9 protein-coding genes and 6 pseudogenes are annotated in these 15,550 nt (G+C 69.9%); 4 read left to right on the top strand and 11 right to left on the bottom strand.

Annotation, left to right across the window (positions count from 1 at the left end; all coding sequences use genetic code 11):
* Positions 1–236: 236 nt before the first annotated feature.
* From BMG07_RS17475 to BMG07_RS17450, 6 genes and pseudogenes are all read right to left on the bottom strand, one after another.
* Positions 237–1,963: pseudogene (locus BMG07_RS17475) on the bottom strand (biotin carboxylase N-terminal domain-containing protein).
* A 13-nt stretch (positions 1,964–1,976) separates the two neighbouring features.
* Positions 1,977–3,566 (bottom strand): annotated as a pseudogene (locus tag BMG07_RS17470) (5-oxoprolinase/urea amidolyase family protein).
* A gap of 2 nt (positions 3,567–3,568) precedes the next feature.
* On the bottom strand, positions 3,569–4,378 hold the full coding sequence (locus BMG07_RS17465; protein WP_198085631.1) for a LamB/YcsF family protein: 810 nt from the start codon (positions 4,376–4,378) through the stop codon (positions 3,569–3,571).
* Between the two features lie 62 nt (positions 4,379–4,440).
* Positions 4,441–5,119 (bottom strand): annotated as a pseudogene (gene pcp, locus BMG07_RS17460) (pyroglutamyl-peptidase I).
* A 10-nt stretch (positions 5,120–5,129) separates the two neighbouring features.
* Positions 5,130–6,086: a DUF979 domain-containing protein gene (locus tag BMG07_RS17455; protein WP_198085630.1), complete on the bottom strand. Its 957-nt coding sequence runs from the start codon at positions 6,084–6,086 to the stop codon at positions 5,130–5,132.
* Between the two features lie 2 nt (positions 6,087–6,088).
* A pseudogene (locus BMG07_RS17450) lies at positions 6,089–6,825 on the bottom strand (DUF969 domain-containing protein).
* A 294-nt stretch (positions 6,826–7,119) separates the two neighbouring features.
* Between BMG07_RS17450 and BMG07_RS17445 the strand changes: the two are divergent.
* Together BMG07_RS17445 and BMG07_RS17440 are read left to right on the top strand one after the other, a co-directional pair.
* The gene (locus BMG07_RS17445) at positions 7,120–7,824 is read left to right on the top strand and encodes a GntR family transcriptional regulator (protein ID WP_198085629.1); all 705 of its coding nucleotides are present in this window, start codon (positions 7,120–7,122) and stop codon (positions 7,822–7,824) included.
* Positions 7,825–7,941: 117 nt separating this feature from the next.
* Positions 7,942–8,574 (top strand): LysE family translocator, encoded by a 633-nt coding sequence (locus BMG07_RS17440; protein ID WP_198085628.1) that lies wholly within the window; start codon positions 7,942–7,944, stop codon positions 8,572–8,574.
* 18 nt (positions 8,575–8,592) lie between these two features.
* Here the strand turns inward: BMG07_RS17440 and BMG07_RS42315 are convergent.
* From BMG07_RS42315 to BMG07_RS17420, 5 genes and pseudogenes are all read right to left on the bottom strand, one after another.
* Positions 8,593–9,197 (bottom strand): annotated as a pseudogene (locus BMG07_RS42315) (L-serine ammonia-lyase); the annotation flags it as partial.
* Positions 9,080–9,910, bottom strand: coding sequence for a serine dehydratase beta chain (locus tag BMG07_RS44930; RefSeq protein ID WP_374221290.1), 831 nt, complete (start codon positions 9,908–9,910; stop codon positions 9,080–9,082). The pseudogene BMG07_RS42315 and the gene BMG07_RS44930, both read right to left, overlap by 118 nt.
* A gap of 98 nt (positions 9,911–10,008) precedes the next feature.
* The gene (locus tag BMG07_RS17430; protein ID WP_198085627.1) at positions 10,009–10,995 is read right to left on the bottom strand and encodes an ABC transporter substrate-binding protein; all 987 of its coding nucleotides are present in this window, start codon (positions 10,993–10,995) and stop codon (positions 10,009–10,011) included.
* Positions 10,996–11,023: 28 nt separating this feature from the next.
* On the bottom strand, positions 11,024–12,670 hold the full coding sequence (locus tag BMG07_RS17425; RefSeq protein WP_198085626.1) for an iron ABC transporter permease: 1,647 nt from the start codon (positions 12,668–12,670) through the stop codon (positions 11,024–11,026).
* Positions 12,671–12,684: 14 nt separating this feature from the next.
* The gene (locus BMG07_RS17420) at positions 12,685–13,755 is read right to left on the bottom strand and encodes an ABC transporter ATP-binding protein (RefSeq protein ID WP_198085625.1); all 1,071 of its coding nucleotides are present in this window, start codon (positions 13,753–13,755) and stop codon (positions 12,685–12,687) included.
* Positions 13,756–13,953: 198 nt separating this feature from the next.
* Between BMG07_RS17420 and BMG07_RS17415 the strand changes: the two are divergent.
* Both BMG07_RS17415 and serB read left to right on the top strand, forming a co-directional pair.
* Positions 13,954–14,861: pseudogene (locus BMG07_RS17415) on the top strand (LysR substrate-binding domain-containing protein).
* Positions 14,858–15,550, top strand: coding sequence for a phosphoserine phosphatase SerB (gene serB / locus BMG07_RS17410; RefSeq protein ID WP_198085624.1), 693 nt, complete (start codon positions 14,858–14,860; stop codon positions 15,548–15,550). Before BMG07_RS17415 ends, serB begins: the two are co-directional and overlap by 4 nt.

The following is a 15,550-nucleotide window of genomic DNA, read 5'->3' as shown; positions in this document are numbered from 1 at the left end:
GTTTCCTGTGTCGTGGCCGGGGTCCGCATCGGAAGATGCGGCCCAGCCCAGGCATTGAGCAATCGATGTGCCACGCGGCGGCGACCGTGCCGCGGAGGCTAAGTCCTTGATCTACAAGGAAGTTGCGCGGGCGGGCACGGGGTGCGCCGCCGGACGCCCGGACCGTGGCCGCGTGGGCCGTCCGGTGTGTCGGATGGGCGCCTTGGTGTAAACCCTAGGCGCCGGGGATGCAAACCTCAGCCGATGGTCGCGATCGGCGCGCCGGCCGCCACGTAGCCACCCGCTGTCACGCCGAACGCGATGCGCCCCGCGCGGTGCGCGAGCACCTGCATTTCCATCTTCATTGCTTCCATGACGGCGATGACGGCGCCCTCGGCCACCTCGTCGCCGTCGGCCACCTTCCAGCCCTGCACCGTGCCCGACACGGGCGCGGCCACGGCGGCCGGGTCCTGCACCGCCACGGCCTCGGCCGGCGCCGCAGTGCCCGTGCCGGCCGACGACAGCCCGCGCAGCAGTTCGGGCGGCAGGCCCAGCGACAGGCGCCGGCCGTCGACCTCGATGGCGGTGCGAACCAGCGTGCTGTCGGGCTGCGCCACGGGCCGCGCGGCGGCGGCCTCGCCGTTGGCGAAGTCGGTCTCGATCCAGCGCGTGTGCACCTTGAAGCCGTCGCCCGACACGAAGTCGGGGTGCGCCATCGCGGCGCGGTGGAACGGCAGCACCGAGGCCACGCCTCGATGCGGAACTCCTTCAGCGCGCGGCGCGCCCGCACCACGGCCTGCTCGCGCGTGGCGCCGGTGACGATGAGCTTGGCCATCAACGAATCGAAGGTGCCCGGCACGGTCGAGCCGGCCACCACGCCGGTGTCGATACGCACGCCCGGGCCCGAGGGCACGTCGAACACCTTCACCGGCCCCGGCGTGGGCAGGAAGCCCCGGCCCACGTCCTCGGCGTTGATGCGGAACTCGAACGCATGGCCGCGCGGCGCGGGCGTCTCGGTGACCGACAGCGGCAGGCCTTCGGCGATGCGCAACTGCTCGACCACGAGGTCGATGCCGGTGGTTTCTTCCGTCACCGGGTGCTCGACCTGCAGCCGCGTGTTGACCTCGAGGAACGAGATGGCGCCGCTCGCGCTGAGCATGAACTCGACCGTGCCGGCGCCGGTGTAGCCGGCCTCGGCGCAGATGTCGCGCGCCGACTGGTGGATGCGCTCGCGCTGCGCGTCGGTGAGGAAAGGCGCGGGCGCTTCTTCCACCAGCTTCTGGTTGCGCCGTTGCAGCGAGCAGTCGCGCGTGCCGAGCACCACGACGTTGCCGTGCGTGTCGCCGAGCACCTGCGCCTCGACGTGGCGCGGCCGGTCGAGGAACTGCTCGACGTAGCACTCGCCGCGGCCGAAGGCGGTGACGGCCTCGCGCACGGCCGACTCGTACAGGCCCTCGACCTCGTCCATGCGCCACGCGACCTTGATGCCGCGCCCGCCGCCGCCGAACGCGGCCTTGATGGCCACGGGCAGGCCGTGCTGCTCGGCAAAGGCCAGCACCTCGGCCGCGCTCTGCACCGGGTCGGCCGTACCCGCGACCAGCGGCGCGCCGACCTTCATGGCGAGCTTGCGTGCCTGCACCTTGTCGCCCAGGCGCGCGATGGCGGCGGGCGACGGGCCGACCCAGGTCAGCCCCGCGTCGATGACGGCCTGCGCGAACGCGGCGCTCTCGGACAGGAAGCCGTAGCCCGGGTGCACGGCATCGGCGCCGCTGCGCGCGGCCACGGCCAGCAGCTTGGCGATGTTGAGATAGGTGTCGGCGGGGCGGTCGCCCTCCAGGCCGTAGGCATCGTCGGCCATGCGCACGTGCAGTGCGTCGAGGTCGGCGTCGGCGTAGACCGCGACCGATTGCACGCCGTGGTCGGCACAGGCGCGCGCGATGCGCACGGCGATTTCGCCGCGGTTGGCGATCAGGACTTTTTTCATCGGAGACTTTCGCTCAGTGTTCGACGGGGCCGAGACCGGCCACGGGTTGGAAGCGCACGCGGGCGTTCACGGGGATCTGCCCCGCGCGGTCCAGGTGATGAGTGGCGACCGAGGCGATCACCGGGTAGCCGCCGGTCAGCGGATGGTCGGCCAGGAACAGCACGGGCTGGCCGCTGGACGGCACCTGGATCGCGCCGCGCGCGGTGCCCTCGCTGGGCAGCTCGGACAGGTTGGCGCGCACCATCGGTTCGTCGCCGGCCAGCCGGATGCGACGCGGTTGGACTGCGGCGTGACCCGCCACGACTGGCCGCACAGCTGCGCGATGGCCTCGGGCGTGAACCAGTCGGTGCGCGGGCCGGGCACGATGTCGAGCACGATTTCCTCGTGCACGTCGGGCAGGTCGGCCGGCGGAATTTCCGGCGCGCCGACCACGGCGCCCACGGTCACGGCGTGCACGGGCAGCACGTCGCCGGCGCTCAGCGCGGGCGGGCCGATGCGGGCCAGCGTGTCGCTCGAGCAGCTGCCCAGCACGGGCGCGACCGCGAAACCGCCGCGCACGGCCACGTAGCTGCGGATGCCGGCGTCGGGCTCGCCGAGCGAGAGCGTGTCGCCGTCGGCAGCGCAAAGGGCTGGTAGCGCGGCAGCGGCCACTTGGCGCCGTCGGCGCGGGTCAGCATGACCAAGCCTTCGGCGCCGGTGACGGCCAGCACGGCCTCGCCACGGCACACGAGCTGGAAGCCGCCGTAGGCGACTTCGATGCAGGCGGTGTCCGAGGCATTGCCGACGAGCCGGTTGGCCGCCTGCAGCGCGCGCTGGTCCATCGCGCCGGAGACGGACACGCCCTGGCGCGCCTGCCCCGGACGGCCACGGTCCTGCAGCAGCGCCTGCACGCCGGGTGCGCGGATTTCGAGGGCGCAGCCGCCGGGCTCGGCAGCCGCGAATGCGGGGGCGCGTCGCTCGCCGGCACGGGCTCGGGCTCGGGCAATGGCGCTGCGCTCACGTCGACGAAGCGCACCGTGTCGCCGGGCTGCAGCAGCGCGGGCGTTTCGCGCGACAGGTCCCACATCGGCGTGTCGGTCACGCCGATGATCTGCCAGCCGCCGGGGCTGGCCTGCGGGTACACGCCGCTGAAGCTGCCCGCGAGGCCGACCGCGCCGGCCGGGATGCGCGTGCGCGGCACCTGGCGACGCGGCACGTTCAGGCTCGGGTGGCCGCCCGACAAATAGGCAAAGCCCGGCGCGAAGCCGGTGAAGGCCACGGTGTAGTCGCTGCCCGTGTGGCGGCGCACCACTTCGTCAGGCGCAACGCCGAGCAGGCCGGCCACTTCGGCCAGGTCTTCGCCCGCATAGCGCACGGGAATCTCGATGCGCTTGTCCACGCGCTGCTCGCGCGCGTCGAGGTTGCGCAGCCGCAGTTGCCGTGCAAGCTCGGCTGCGGACAGCACGGCCGGGCGGAAGGTGACGAGCAGCGTGCGGGCGGCGGGCACCAGCTCCTCGATGCCGGCGATGGGCTCGGCGCGCAGCGAGGCCAGCAGCGCCAGCGTTTGCGGCAGGTCGTCGAGCTCGACCAGCACGGCATTGAGGTTGACCGACAGGCAGCGCACGGTCATGCGGTCGCGGCCACGCCGGCGTCGGTGCAGGCATCGGCATCGGTGTCGGCATCCACGAAGGGGCGGATGTTCACGCCCGCCTGCGTCAGCCGCGCGCGCACCTGGCGCGCCATCTCGACCGCGCCCGGGCTGTCGCCGTGCACGCAGACCGAGTCGGCCTCGATGCGCACGGTGCTGCCGTCGATGGCGGTGACCACGCCGTCGGTGGCCAGGCGCAGCATGCGTTCGGCCACCTCTTGCGCGTCGTGCAGCACGGCGCCGGGCTCGCGGCGCGACACCAGCGTGCCCTGCGGCGTGTAGGCACGGTCGGCGAAGGCCTCGGCCACCACGCGCAGCCCGGCGACGCGCGCCCAGCCCAGCAGCGGCGAACCCGCGAGCGCCACCAGGCACAGGCCGGGGTCGATCTCGCGGATGGCGGCGATCACGTCGCGCGCCTGGCGCTCGTCGTGGGCGATGGTGTTGTAGAGCGCGCCGTGCGGCTTCACGTAGCAGACGGCGGTGCCGGCGGCGGCGGCCAGGCCCTTGAGCGCGCCGATCTGGTAGATCACGTCGGCGCGCAGGTCGGCGCTGTCCACGTCCATGTTGCGACGGCCGAAGCCCACGAGGTCGCGGTAGGCCACGTGGGCGCCGACCACGACGCCGCGCGCCTTGGCCTCGCGCAGCGTGCGCAGGATGCCGGCGGGGTCGCCCGCGTGGAAGCCGCAGGCCACGTTGGCGCTGCTCACGATGTCCAGCATGGCGGCGTCGTCGCCCATGCGCCAGACGCCGAGGCTTTCGCCGAGGTCACTGTTCAAGTCGATGTTCATCGTTCGTCTTTTCCGGCGCGCGGCGGGCACGCACCTCAGGGGTCTCAGGGGTCGTCAGGGGGTCAGTGCAGGCGGCCCGCGGTCTCGCGCACGTCGTCGCGCACGGTCAGCGCGGTGCGGATCGCCACGCGGAAGGCCTCGACCTGCGTCGCGAGCGCCAGGCTGGCAAAGCCGGGCTGGAGGCCGCCTGCTCGGGCAGGTAGGGCACGTGCACGAAGCCGCCGCGCGTGCGTGCCAGTTCGGGCCGCTTTGCCAGCCGGTGCATCAGCGCGTAGAAGATGTGGTTGCAGACAAAGGTGCCTGCCGTGTTCGACACCGCCGCCGGCAGCCCGGCCGCGCGCATGTCGCGCACCATGGCCTTGATCGGCAGCGTGGAGAAGTAGGCGCCGGCCCGCCCTCGACCACGTCGATGTCGATGGGCTGGTAGCCGGCGTTGTCGGGAATGCGCGCGTCGTCGACGTTCAGCGCGGCACGCTCCATCGAGATCTCGGTGCGCCCGCCCGCCGCGCCGATGCACAGCACCAGCACGGGCGGCGCGCCGGCCGCCAGCGCCTCGTCGAGCCGGTCGATGGAGCGGCCGAACACGCAGGGCAATTGCACCGCCTGCATGACGGCGCCTTCGCAGGCCCAGCCGTCCAGGGCGCGGGCGATTTCCCACGCGGGGTTGACCGGGTCGTTCTCGAAGGGCTCGAAGCCCGCGAGCAGCACGCGGGGAGCGGCGGCGCCTTTCGTCTTCGTCATGCGCAGGGCCTCAGCGGAACATCAGGAAGTACAGCAGGAAGATGTTGACCACCAGCAGCGCGGCCGCCGTGGGCACCTGCACCTTGATCACCGCGTTCTTGTCGGGCAGCTCCAGCAGCGCCGCGGGCACGATGTTGAAGTTGGCTGCCATCGGGGTCATGAGCGTGCCGCAGTAGCCCGAGAACATGCCGATGGCCGCCATCACGGCCGGGTCGCCGTGGTACACGCCCACCAGCACCGGCACGCCGACGCCGCCCGTCATCACCGGGAAGGCCGCGAAGCCGTTGCCCATGATGATGGTGAACAGCGCCATGCCCAGCACGTAGACCACCACCGCCACGAAGCGGATGTCCATGTTGACGTAGCTCGTGGTGATGTGCGCCACGGCCTTGCCCACGCCGGCGTCGGAGAACACCAGCCCCAGCATGCCCAGCATCTGCGGCAGCACCACGGCCCAGCCCAGCGCGTCGGTCAGGCGGCGCGATTCGCGCAGGCCCTGCACCGGGGTTTCGCGCGTCAGCCAGCAGGCCAGCGCCAGCGCGGCCACGCAGCCCACGCCCAGGCTCACCAGCGTGGTGTTCTTGGGGTCGAGCAGGAAGGCGTCGCCGATCTTGACCTTGCTCATCAGCACGGTGCCGATCACCGTGACCAGCGGGATCGCCAGCGCCGGCATGAACAGCTTGTTGCCCAGGCGCTTGGCGCTGGCCATGTACTCGGTCTGCGTGGGTTCGCGGTGCTTGCCCGCGCCGACGCCGCGCATGCCGGCAATGACGGCCATGGCGATGGCGCCCACGCCCACCCATGCGGGCGGCAGCTTGTCGCCGACCAGGAAGACCAGCGAATACAGCCCCCAGAACAGGCCGCTGGTGTAGCGCTTGGGATGCTGGCGGTCGGTCAGCGTCATGATGGCCGTGACCGCGAGGATCAGGCCGACCAGGATGTAGAGGTGCTGGATTGAGAGAATCATGATCAGCGGCCTTCTTGCGTGGCGGGAACGGCGGGCGCGTCGGTGGCCGGCGCGCCTTCCATTTCACGGGCGATCGCCTGGTCGAGGCGGCGCAGGCGCCACGAATGGATGATGAACGCCGCGATGGCCGTCGGGATACCCCACACCGCGATGTGCAGCGGCTCGACGTCGATGCCGGCCTCGTGCAGGAAAGTGGTCATGAGCACGATGGCGCCGAAGGCACGAAGATGTCTTCGCCGAAGAACAGGCCCACGTTGTCGGTGGCCGCGGCGTAGGCGCGCAGCTTGTGGCGCAGGCGGTCGGGCAGCTTGCCGTAGCGGGTTTCGGTGGCGCCTTCGGCCATGGGCGCGAGCAGCGGACGCACCATCTGCGGATGGCCGCCCAGGCTGGTCAGGCCGATGGCGGCCGTGAGCTCGCGCGCGGCGAGGTAGACGATCAGCAGGCGTCCGGCGGTGGCCGACTTGATGCGCCCGATCCAGTTCTGCGCGTGCTGGCGCAGGCCGTGCCGCTCGAGCAGCCCGATCACCGCCAACGGCAGGAGAAGGATCAGCGGCAGGTTGCGCGTCTTGATGAAGCCGGTGCCGATGGCCGTGAGGATGGCCATGGGGCCGAAGCCCGCGGCGGCCGCCGTCACGATGGCCGTGACGATCACCACCAGCATCGGATTGAAGCGCAGGATGAACCCCGCAATGATGACGGCCACGCCAATCAGCGGCCACAGGGGGATGTCAGGAGTCATGTTGGTCTTTCGTGTTGGAGTACGGAGCCGCCTGGCGCGAGTCGCCGGCACGCCGTTGTACGCAAACGCCGTGCCAATGAATGAGCAATTCAGACGACATGAATCACTCAATCTATTTGAATTGTTGAACAATCCATTGAAGTGTGCCCAACAATAGTGCTTAAGTACCCCCATGAAAACCCTGAGCACGGCGCCATTTGGTGCGCCCGGCAGGGCACGGGCCCTCGGTCGCGGCTGGGGGGAAAATCTGTTACAACCGCGCGGCATCGACGCCCCCTTCACCTACATCCCGGCATGACTCGACTGGTTTCCCCCACACCGCCCGCCTCGCCGGCCGCGGGCACGCAGACGCTCAACGACCGGGTGGCCGAGCTCATCCGCCAGAAGATCGTGCAGGGCGAGTTCTCGCCCGGGCAGCGGCTGTCGGAGGCCGCGCTGGCCGACAGCTTCGAGATTTCGCGCAACACCCTGCGCGAGGTGTTCCGCACGCTGACCAAGGAGGGGCTGCTCAAGCACGCGCCGAACCGCGGCGTGTTCGTGGCGGTGCCGAGCATCGCGTCGATCATCGACATCTACCGCGTGCGCCGCCTCATCGAGTGCCAGGCGCTGGCGCAGGCCTACCCGCGCCACCCCGCCAAGAAGCACATGCGCGAGGCGGTCGAGATGGCGCTGAAGTGCCGCGACGCCGGCGACTGGCTGGGCGTGGGCACGGCCAACATGGAGTTCCACAAGGGCATCGTGGAACTGGCCGACAGCGAGCGGCTGAACGTGCTGTTCGCGCACATCCTGGTCGAGCTGCGGCTGGCCTTCGGCCTGCTGAAGGACCCGGAGTTCCTGCACGCGCCCTACGTGGACATGAACACCAAGCTGCTCGAGCTCATCGAGGCCGGCAAGTTCGCCGAGGGCTCGGTGGCGCTGAACGACTACCTGATCCACTCCGAGCGCATCGTGCTCGCGGTGTATGCGCGGCAGATGCCCGAGGGCGGCGTCGACGGCTGAGCGCCGGCTCAGGCCTTCAGGGGCTTCAAGGGCTTCGACGCCGGATGCGGTGTCATGACTTTCCTCGATGACCTGAAATAATGGCAACCCCTGCCACGCAACGCCGCCGGATACGCCATGACCCTGTCCGCCTACCTGCTCTTCCTGCCCGCCTGCTTCGCCATCAACATGGCGTTCGGGCCCAACAACCTGCTGTCCGTGACCAACGGCGCGAAGCACGGCGTGTCGCCGGCGGTCGTCGCGGCCAGCGGCCGGCTCGCGGCCTTCGCGATCATGATCGCCATCGCGGGCCTGGGCATGGGCGCGGTGCTGGTGGCCTCGGAGATGGCCTTCGACGTCATCAAGTACATCGGCGCGGCGTACCTGGTGTGGATCGGCATCCGACTGCTGCGTGCGCCGGCGCCCACGGCCGACGTGCAGGCGCGCGACGCGTGCGCGCCGCCGTCGATGCGCGCGCTCGTGCGGCAGGAGTTCACCGTGGCGGCCGGCAACCCGAAAGCCATCCTGGTGTTCACCGCGTTCTTTCCGCAGTTCGTGGTGCCGGGCGCGTATGCCTCCAGCTACATGCTGCTGGGCGCGACCTTCCTGGTGTTCGAGCTGGTCGCGATCGCGCTGTACGCGCTGCTGGGCGCGCGCATGCGCCGGCTGGCGGACGGCAGCCGCGCGATGCGCTGGTTCAACCGCATCAGCGGCAGCATGATGGTGGGCTTCGGGCTGATCCTGGCGTTCACGCGCCGCCCGGCAGGCTGAGCGCCGGCCGCGCGGCGGTCAGCACTCGACGATATTCACGGCAAGGCCACCGCGCGAAGTTTCCTTGTACTTGGTCTTCATGTCCGCGCCGGTCTGCATCATGGTCCGGATGACCTTGTCCAGCGAGACGAAGTGCGAGCCGTCGCCGCGCAAGGCCATGCGCGCGGCATTGATGGCCTTGACGGCCCCCATCGCGTTGCGCTCGATGCACGGGATCTGAACCAGCCCGCTGATCGGGTCGCAGGTCATGCCCAGGTTGTGCTCCATGCCGATCTCGGCGGCGTTCTCGACCTGCTCGGGCGTGCCGCCCATCACGGCGGCGAACGCGCCCGCCGCCATCGAACAGGCCACGCCGACTTCGCCCTGGCAGCCCACCTCGCGCCCGAGAGCGAGCCGTTCTTCTTGTAGATGATGCCGATGGCCGCCGCGGTGAGCAGAAACTCGACCACCGCGTCGTCGCCCGCGCCGGGAAAGAAACGCTGGTGGTAGTGCAGCACCGCCGGAATCACGCCCGCCGCGCCGTTGGTGGGCGCGGTGACCACGCGCCCGCCGACCGCGTTTTCCTCGTTGACGGCAATGGCGTAGAGGTTGACCCAGTCCATGCCGCGAGCGGGTCGGGCGCGGCGTCGCGCCTGTCGCCCTGCAGCCGCTGGAACAGGTCGGCCGCGCGCCGGCGCACCTGCATGCGCCCGGGCAGGCTGCCGGTGCTGGCGCAGCCGCGCCGCACGGCGCCGGCCATGGTGTCCCAGACCTTCAGCAGTTGCGCCCGCACTTCGGGCTGCGGGCGCCATCGGGTTTCGTTGTCCATCATCAGCGCGGCAATCGACTTGCCGTGCGCGCTGCATTGCGCGAGCAGCTGCGCACCGGTCTCGAAGGCAAAGGGCAGCGCGGCGGGCGGCGGGCGCTGCGCGCCTTCGTCGTTGCGCACGCCCAGGCCCTGCGCGTCGACGACGAAGCCGCCGCCCACCGAGAAGTAGTCGGCCTCGGCCAGCGGCGCGCCCTGCGCGTCCAGCGCGACGAAGCGCAGGCCGTTCGGGTGGTACGGCAGGCTCCTTCGCATGAAGAGCAGGTGCTCCTTCTCGTCGAAGGTCACGGCGTGCGTGCCGAGCAGGCGCAGGCGCCGGTCTTGCCGGATGGCCGCGACGACGGGCTCGATGGCGTCGGGGTCGATCGTGTCCGGCCGATGGCCTTCGAGCCCGAGCAGCACGGCGCGGTCCGTGCCGTGGCCGCGCCCGGTCGCGCTCAGCGAACCGTACAGCTGCGTCACCAGGGCGGCCACGCGCGCCAGCAGGCCGCGCGATCGAAGCAGGCAGGCGAACTGCCGGGCCGCGATCATCGGCCCGACCGTGTGCGAGCTCGACGGGCCGATGCCGATCTTGAAGAGGTCGAAGGCACTGACCGGCACGAAGGCCGGCGCCTTCGCGGCGGCGTCGGTCACCGCGCCTTCACCGCCAGGTTCCACAGGGCGACGAGCTGCTCGTACTCCGCCGAGGCCGCTTCCTGGTCGAGCGGGAAGATCTTGATGGCGCTGAGGTCAGGCAGCGAGGTGAGCTTGGACACCGCGATGTCGCTGCGCACCGGACGGCGGAAGTTCTTGACCAGCAGCTCCTGCTGCGTCTCCTTGCTCAGCAGGCCGTTGTAGAGCGCGACGGCGGCGTCCATGTTCCTGGCGCCCTTCACGATGAACATGCCCTCGGGCGCCAGGTAGCTGCCCTCGGTGGGGTAGACCAGCTTGATCTCCTTCTGCCCGCCCGCCACGTACTCCTGCGCCGCGTACTCGATGGTCAGGCCCACCGGGTACTCGCCGGCCGCCACGCCCTTGTAGGTGCTGCCCGACGACGCGGTGATGACCGCATTGGCCGCCAGCTTGGCGAGCCCGTCGCGGCCGAACTGCTTGAGCAGGCCGTACACCAGCATGTAGGCCGTGGCGCTCTTGCTCGGGTCGGTGATGGCGAACTTGCCCTTCCATTCGGGGCGCATCAGGTCGGACCAGGTCCTGGGCGGCGCCATGCCCTTGAGCTGGCGCTCGTTGACCATCATCACCATCACGTGCACGTTGGTGCCGACCCACAGGTCGTTCGGTCCGCGAAACGCCGCGGGCACGGCCGCGAGGTCGGGCGACTTGTACGGCGCCATCTGGTCCTTGTAGGCGCCCAGCGTGCCGAAGCCGCCGCTCCACAGCACGTCGCCGCGCGGGTTCTTGGCCTCGGCCTGGATGCGCTTCATCAGCGTGCCGGTGCCGCCGGTGACCTGCTGCACCGTCAGCCCGGGCGTCTTCTTCTTGACCACGGCCAGCGCGGTCTCGACGGTCTCGGTGTTGTTGGACGAGTAGAGCACCACCGTCTGTGCGCCGGCGATGCCCGCCGTGAAGGACAGGGCCAGGGCCAGCGCCGCGTATTTCGCCAGGGACTTGAAGGACATGAAAACCTCGCAGGTTGGAATGGGTTGGTTACTTGCTGGAAAACAGGTTGATGCGGAACACCTTGATCGACACCACGATGGGCAGCAGGATCACGCTGACCAGCGCCGCGCCGTAGGCCGACGCCAGCCCCAGGCGGCCGCCGTCGACCTGGCGGAAGATGGCGATGGGCATGGTCTCCAGGCCGCCCGTGTAGACCACGATGGACGCGGAGAGCTCCGAGATGGTGGTCACCCACATCAGGATGGCGGCCGAGATGATCGAGGCCTTCATGGCCGGCAGCAGCACCTTGAAGAAAGTCATCAGCGGCGACACGCCCAGGCTGATCGACGCCTCCTCGATGGAGTCGGAAATGTTGAACAGCGTCGACGACGCGTTGCGCACCGCGAAAGGCAGGCGGCGCACCGTGTAGCACAGCACCATGATCCCCGAGGTGCCCGCCAGCACCAGCCAGCCGGTGTTGAAGGTCTGCACCAGCGCAATGCCCAGCACCGTGCCGGAAATGGTCAACGGCAGCACCACGATGTAGTCCAGCAGCTGGGTGAACGGGTTGCGCTTCTTGATCGTGAGGTAGCTCACCAGCACGGCGAAGGCCACGCCCGCCACCGTGGCCATGGAGGCGAACTTCAGCGAGTTGAAGATGGGCTCGGGCGCGCCGTGCAGCGCGCGCTCCAGGCTGGACAGCGACCACTGGCCCCAGCGCATCACCGGCCCGCTGGTCTCGGTGAACGCGCCCACGAAGACGATGAGCAGCGGCAGCATCGACAGCACGATGATCACCCCCACGCTCAGCGTGTAGAGCACGGCCGCGCCCGAGCGCACGCGCACCACCGCCGGCGCGCGCCCCTGCGTCATCGTGTAGACCTTGCGCTCCACCACGCGCTTCTGGAAGAACAGCACCACGGCCACGATGCCGATGGACACGACCGACATCGCGCTTTGCAGCGTGGGGCTGCCGCCCATCTCGCCGACGAAGGCGTTGTACGTCATGACCGACAGCAGCGGCACGCTGCTGCCCAGCACCACCGACAGCGCGAAGTTGCCCACCACCAGCGTGAACACCACCAGCGCGTTGACCAGCACCGCGGGCAGGATCACCGGCACCAGCACGCGCAGCTTGGTCACCAGCGGCGAGGTGCCCAGGCTCAGCCCGGCTTCCTCGAGCTGGCCGTCGAAGCCGCGCAGCGCGGCCAGCACGCCCAGGTAGATGTAGGTGTAGTAGACCAGCGTCATGGAAAAGACCATGCCCGTCCAGCCGTAGAAGGTCGGCAGCTCGATGCCCACGCCCGCCAGCAGGTTGGTGATCAGCCCGTTGTTGCCCAGCAGCAGCAGCCACGACTGGCCGACGATGATCTCGGGGATCACGATGGTCATGATCGGCAGCACCGCCACCAGGTTCTTCAGCGGGAAGTCGTAGCGCGCCACCATGTACGCGAAGGGCACGCCCACGGCCACCGTGCAGGCCGTGACCGACACGCCGAGCACCAGCGTGTTGCGAAACGCCAGCAGGTATTCGCTGTCGCGCAGCAGCGTGACGAAGCCCGACAGCGAGAACGCGCCCGACTCGTCGCGCACGCTGTTCACGAACAGCGTGCCCAACGGATAGAACACGAAGAACAGCAGCAGCACAAGGCTGAGCAGGGTCAGGAAACCCCAGGGCCACCAATTGATTTTCATGGCGCGCTTTCCGCTCAGGCGCCGACGATGCGGCTGTCGGCCGGCACCAGGACCTGCACCGCGTCGCCGGCCTGGAAGTCGGCCACCATGTTGCCGGCGTGCAGCTCGACCCGGATCTCGGAGGCGTCGTGCAGCCGGATGCGGTAGGCCGTCTTGAAGCCCAGGTACTGGCGCCTCAGGACTTCGCCCGCGATGGCGTTGGGCACATGGGGCGCGGGCGCCATCAGCGACAGCGCCTCGGGCCGCGCGATGAGGATGCCCTGCGCGCCCAGCGCGGCGCTGCCCTGCATGCCGTCCAGCTGCTGGCCGCACAGCCGGTAGCGCACGTGCGACGCGGCGCCCCCGGTGGGCTCGGCCGGCACCGGAATCACGTTGGCCGAACCGATGAAGTCGGCCACGTAGGCGTTCACCGGCGTGCCGTACAGCTCCTCGGGCGTGCCCAGCTGGGCGATGCTGCCGCGGTCCATGATGGCGATGCGGTCCGACATGGCCAGCGCCTCTTCCTGGTCGTGGGTGACGAACACGGTGGTGATGCCCGCCTCGCGCACCAGGTCCAGGATCACGTCGCGCATCTGCAGGCGCATCTTGGCGTCCAGGTTCGACAGCGGCTCGTCCATCAGCAGCACGCGCGGGCGGATCACCAGCGCGCGGGCCAGCGCCACGCGCTGGCGCTGGCCGCCGCTCATCTGCGCGGGGTAGCGGTCGGCCAGCGCGAGCAGGCTCACCTTGTCCAGCGCTTCGTTCACGCGCCGGGCGATATCGGCCTTCGGCACCTTGCGCGCACGCAGCCCGTAGGCCACGTTGTCGAAGGCCGTCTTGTCGGGAAACAGGGCGTAGTCCTGGAACACCATGCCGATGTCGCGGTGGTGGGTCGACACGCGCGTCACGTCGTCCTGGTCGAACAGGATGCGGCCGCCGTCGGGGTCGTTGAAGCCGGCGATGCAGCGCAGCAGCGTGGTCTTGCCGCAGCCGCTGGGGCCCAGCAGGGTGTAGAAGGCGCCATCCGGCACATGCAGCGACAGGTTCTGCAGCACCGTCTGGTTGGCGAACTGCTTCACGACGTTGTCGATGGTGATGGAAGCCATGTCTCTTGTTCAGGGTGGAAAGAAGCGCGATGCTAGGTGCGCCCCCCAAGCGCCACCAGCCGTTTTTTTTAAGACCGCTGGTTAGTTTTTCTGCAGGCTTCCCGGTCTACGATGCCCGCCGGCCCCCGAACCGAGGCGGCAAGCAACCGAACACAAGAAAAGCATGAGGAAGACAAGTCTGTCCGCCAAGGTACGCATGTGGTGACGCGGCGCCTCCCCCCTTTGAAGGCGCTGCGTGCTTTCGAGGCGGCGGCGCGCCATGCCAACTTCACCGCGGCCGCCGACGAACTCAGCATCACCCACAGCGCCGTCAGCCAGCAGATCCGCCTGCTGGAGGACTACCTGGGGCAGCCGCTGTTCGCGCGCGAGGCGCGCGGCGCAACCCTGCTGCCGCATGCGCGCGACTACTTCGCCGAAGTGCAGGCCAGCCTGGACCGCATCGCCAGCGCCACGGCGGCGCTGAAGTCGCCCAACCAGCGCAGCAGCCTGCGGGTGTGCACCACGCCGTCGCTGGCCATGAAGTGGCTCATTCCACGCTTGGCCGGGTTCCAGGCCCTGGCGCCGCTGGCGGACGTGCAGCTGTCGACCCTGGGGCGGCAGTTCTTCGACCAGGCCGAGGCCGGCAGCGACGTGCTGATCCGCCGCATGCCGATGCAGCGCCCCGACCACACCTGCGTGCGCTGCCTGGACGACCACCTGGTGGCCGTGGCCTCGCCGCGCTTCATCGAGCGCCATCGCATCGCCAGCATCGCCGACTGCCTGGGCCACCCGCTGCTGCAGGCCACGGGCGGCCTGGAGAACTGGCCGCGCTGGTTCGAACTGGCCGGCGTGCGCGTGCCGCCCCAGTTGCCGGGGCCCGTGTTCGACCATCAGTTCCTTTGCATGCAGGCGGCCATGAACGACCTGGGCCTGGCGCTCGCGCGTGGTGCCTGCTGGAAGAAGACATCCGGGCGGACCGCTTGCGCCTGGTGTTCCCCGAACCCCGCCTGCCGGCCTCCGGCGTCTACGCGCTGTACCGCACCGAGGGGCCGGCGGCGGCACTGGCGCGCCAGTTCGTCGACTGGCTCGGCACACAGCACTGGACCGCAGGAAGCACCGCGCCATGAACGACACCTCCTCCCTTGCCCGCTTGCGGCTGTCGGACTTCAAGCTGATCGCCTTCGACATGGACTCGACCCTGATCGACATCGAGACGGTCGACGAGATCGCCGAGATCGCCGGCTGCGGGCTCGAGGTCGCGGCCATCACCGAAGCCACGATGCGCGGCGAGATCACCGACTACAAGGAAAGCCTGCGCCGGCGCGTGGCCCTGCTGCGCGGCGTGCCGCTGACCGCCCTGCAAACGGTGTACGACCAGCGCCTGCGCCTGAACCCCGGCGCCCAGACCCTGATCGACGCCTGCCGCCGCGCCGGCCTGCGCGTCATTCTGCTGAGCGGTGGCTTCACGTTTTTCACCGACCGCCTGCGCGAGCGGCTGAAGCTGGACGACACCCGCTCCAACGTGCTGGAGATCGAGGACGGCCGGCTCACCGGCCGCATGCTCGCGCAGCCCTGGGGCGACATCTGCGACGGCGAGGCCAAGCAGCACAAGCTGCTCGAATGCTGCCGCGCGATGGGCATCTCGCCGGCCCAGGCGATTGCAGTGGGCGACGGCGCCAACGACCTGCCGATGATGCGCGTGGCCGGCCTGTCGGTGGCCTACCGCGCCAAGCCCAAAGTGCGCGAGCAAGCCATGGTGGCCATCGACGAAGGCGGGCTCGACCGGCTGCTCGACCTGCTGCGGGTCGATGCCTGA

Source organism: Variovorax sp. E3 (assembly GCF_016082275.1).
In the GTDB taxonomy this organism is placed as follows: domain Bacteria; phylum Pseudomonadota; class Gammaproteobacteria; order Burkholderiales; family Burkholderiaceae_C; genus Variovorax.
This window is presented reverse-complemented; position numbering and strand designations above follow the sequence as displayed.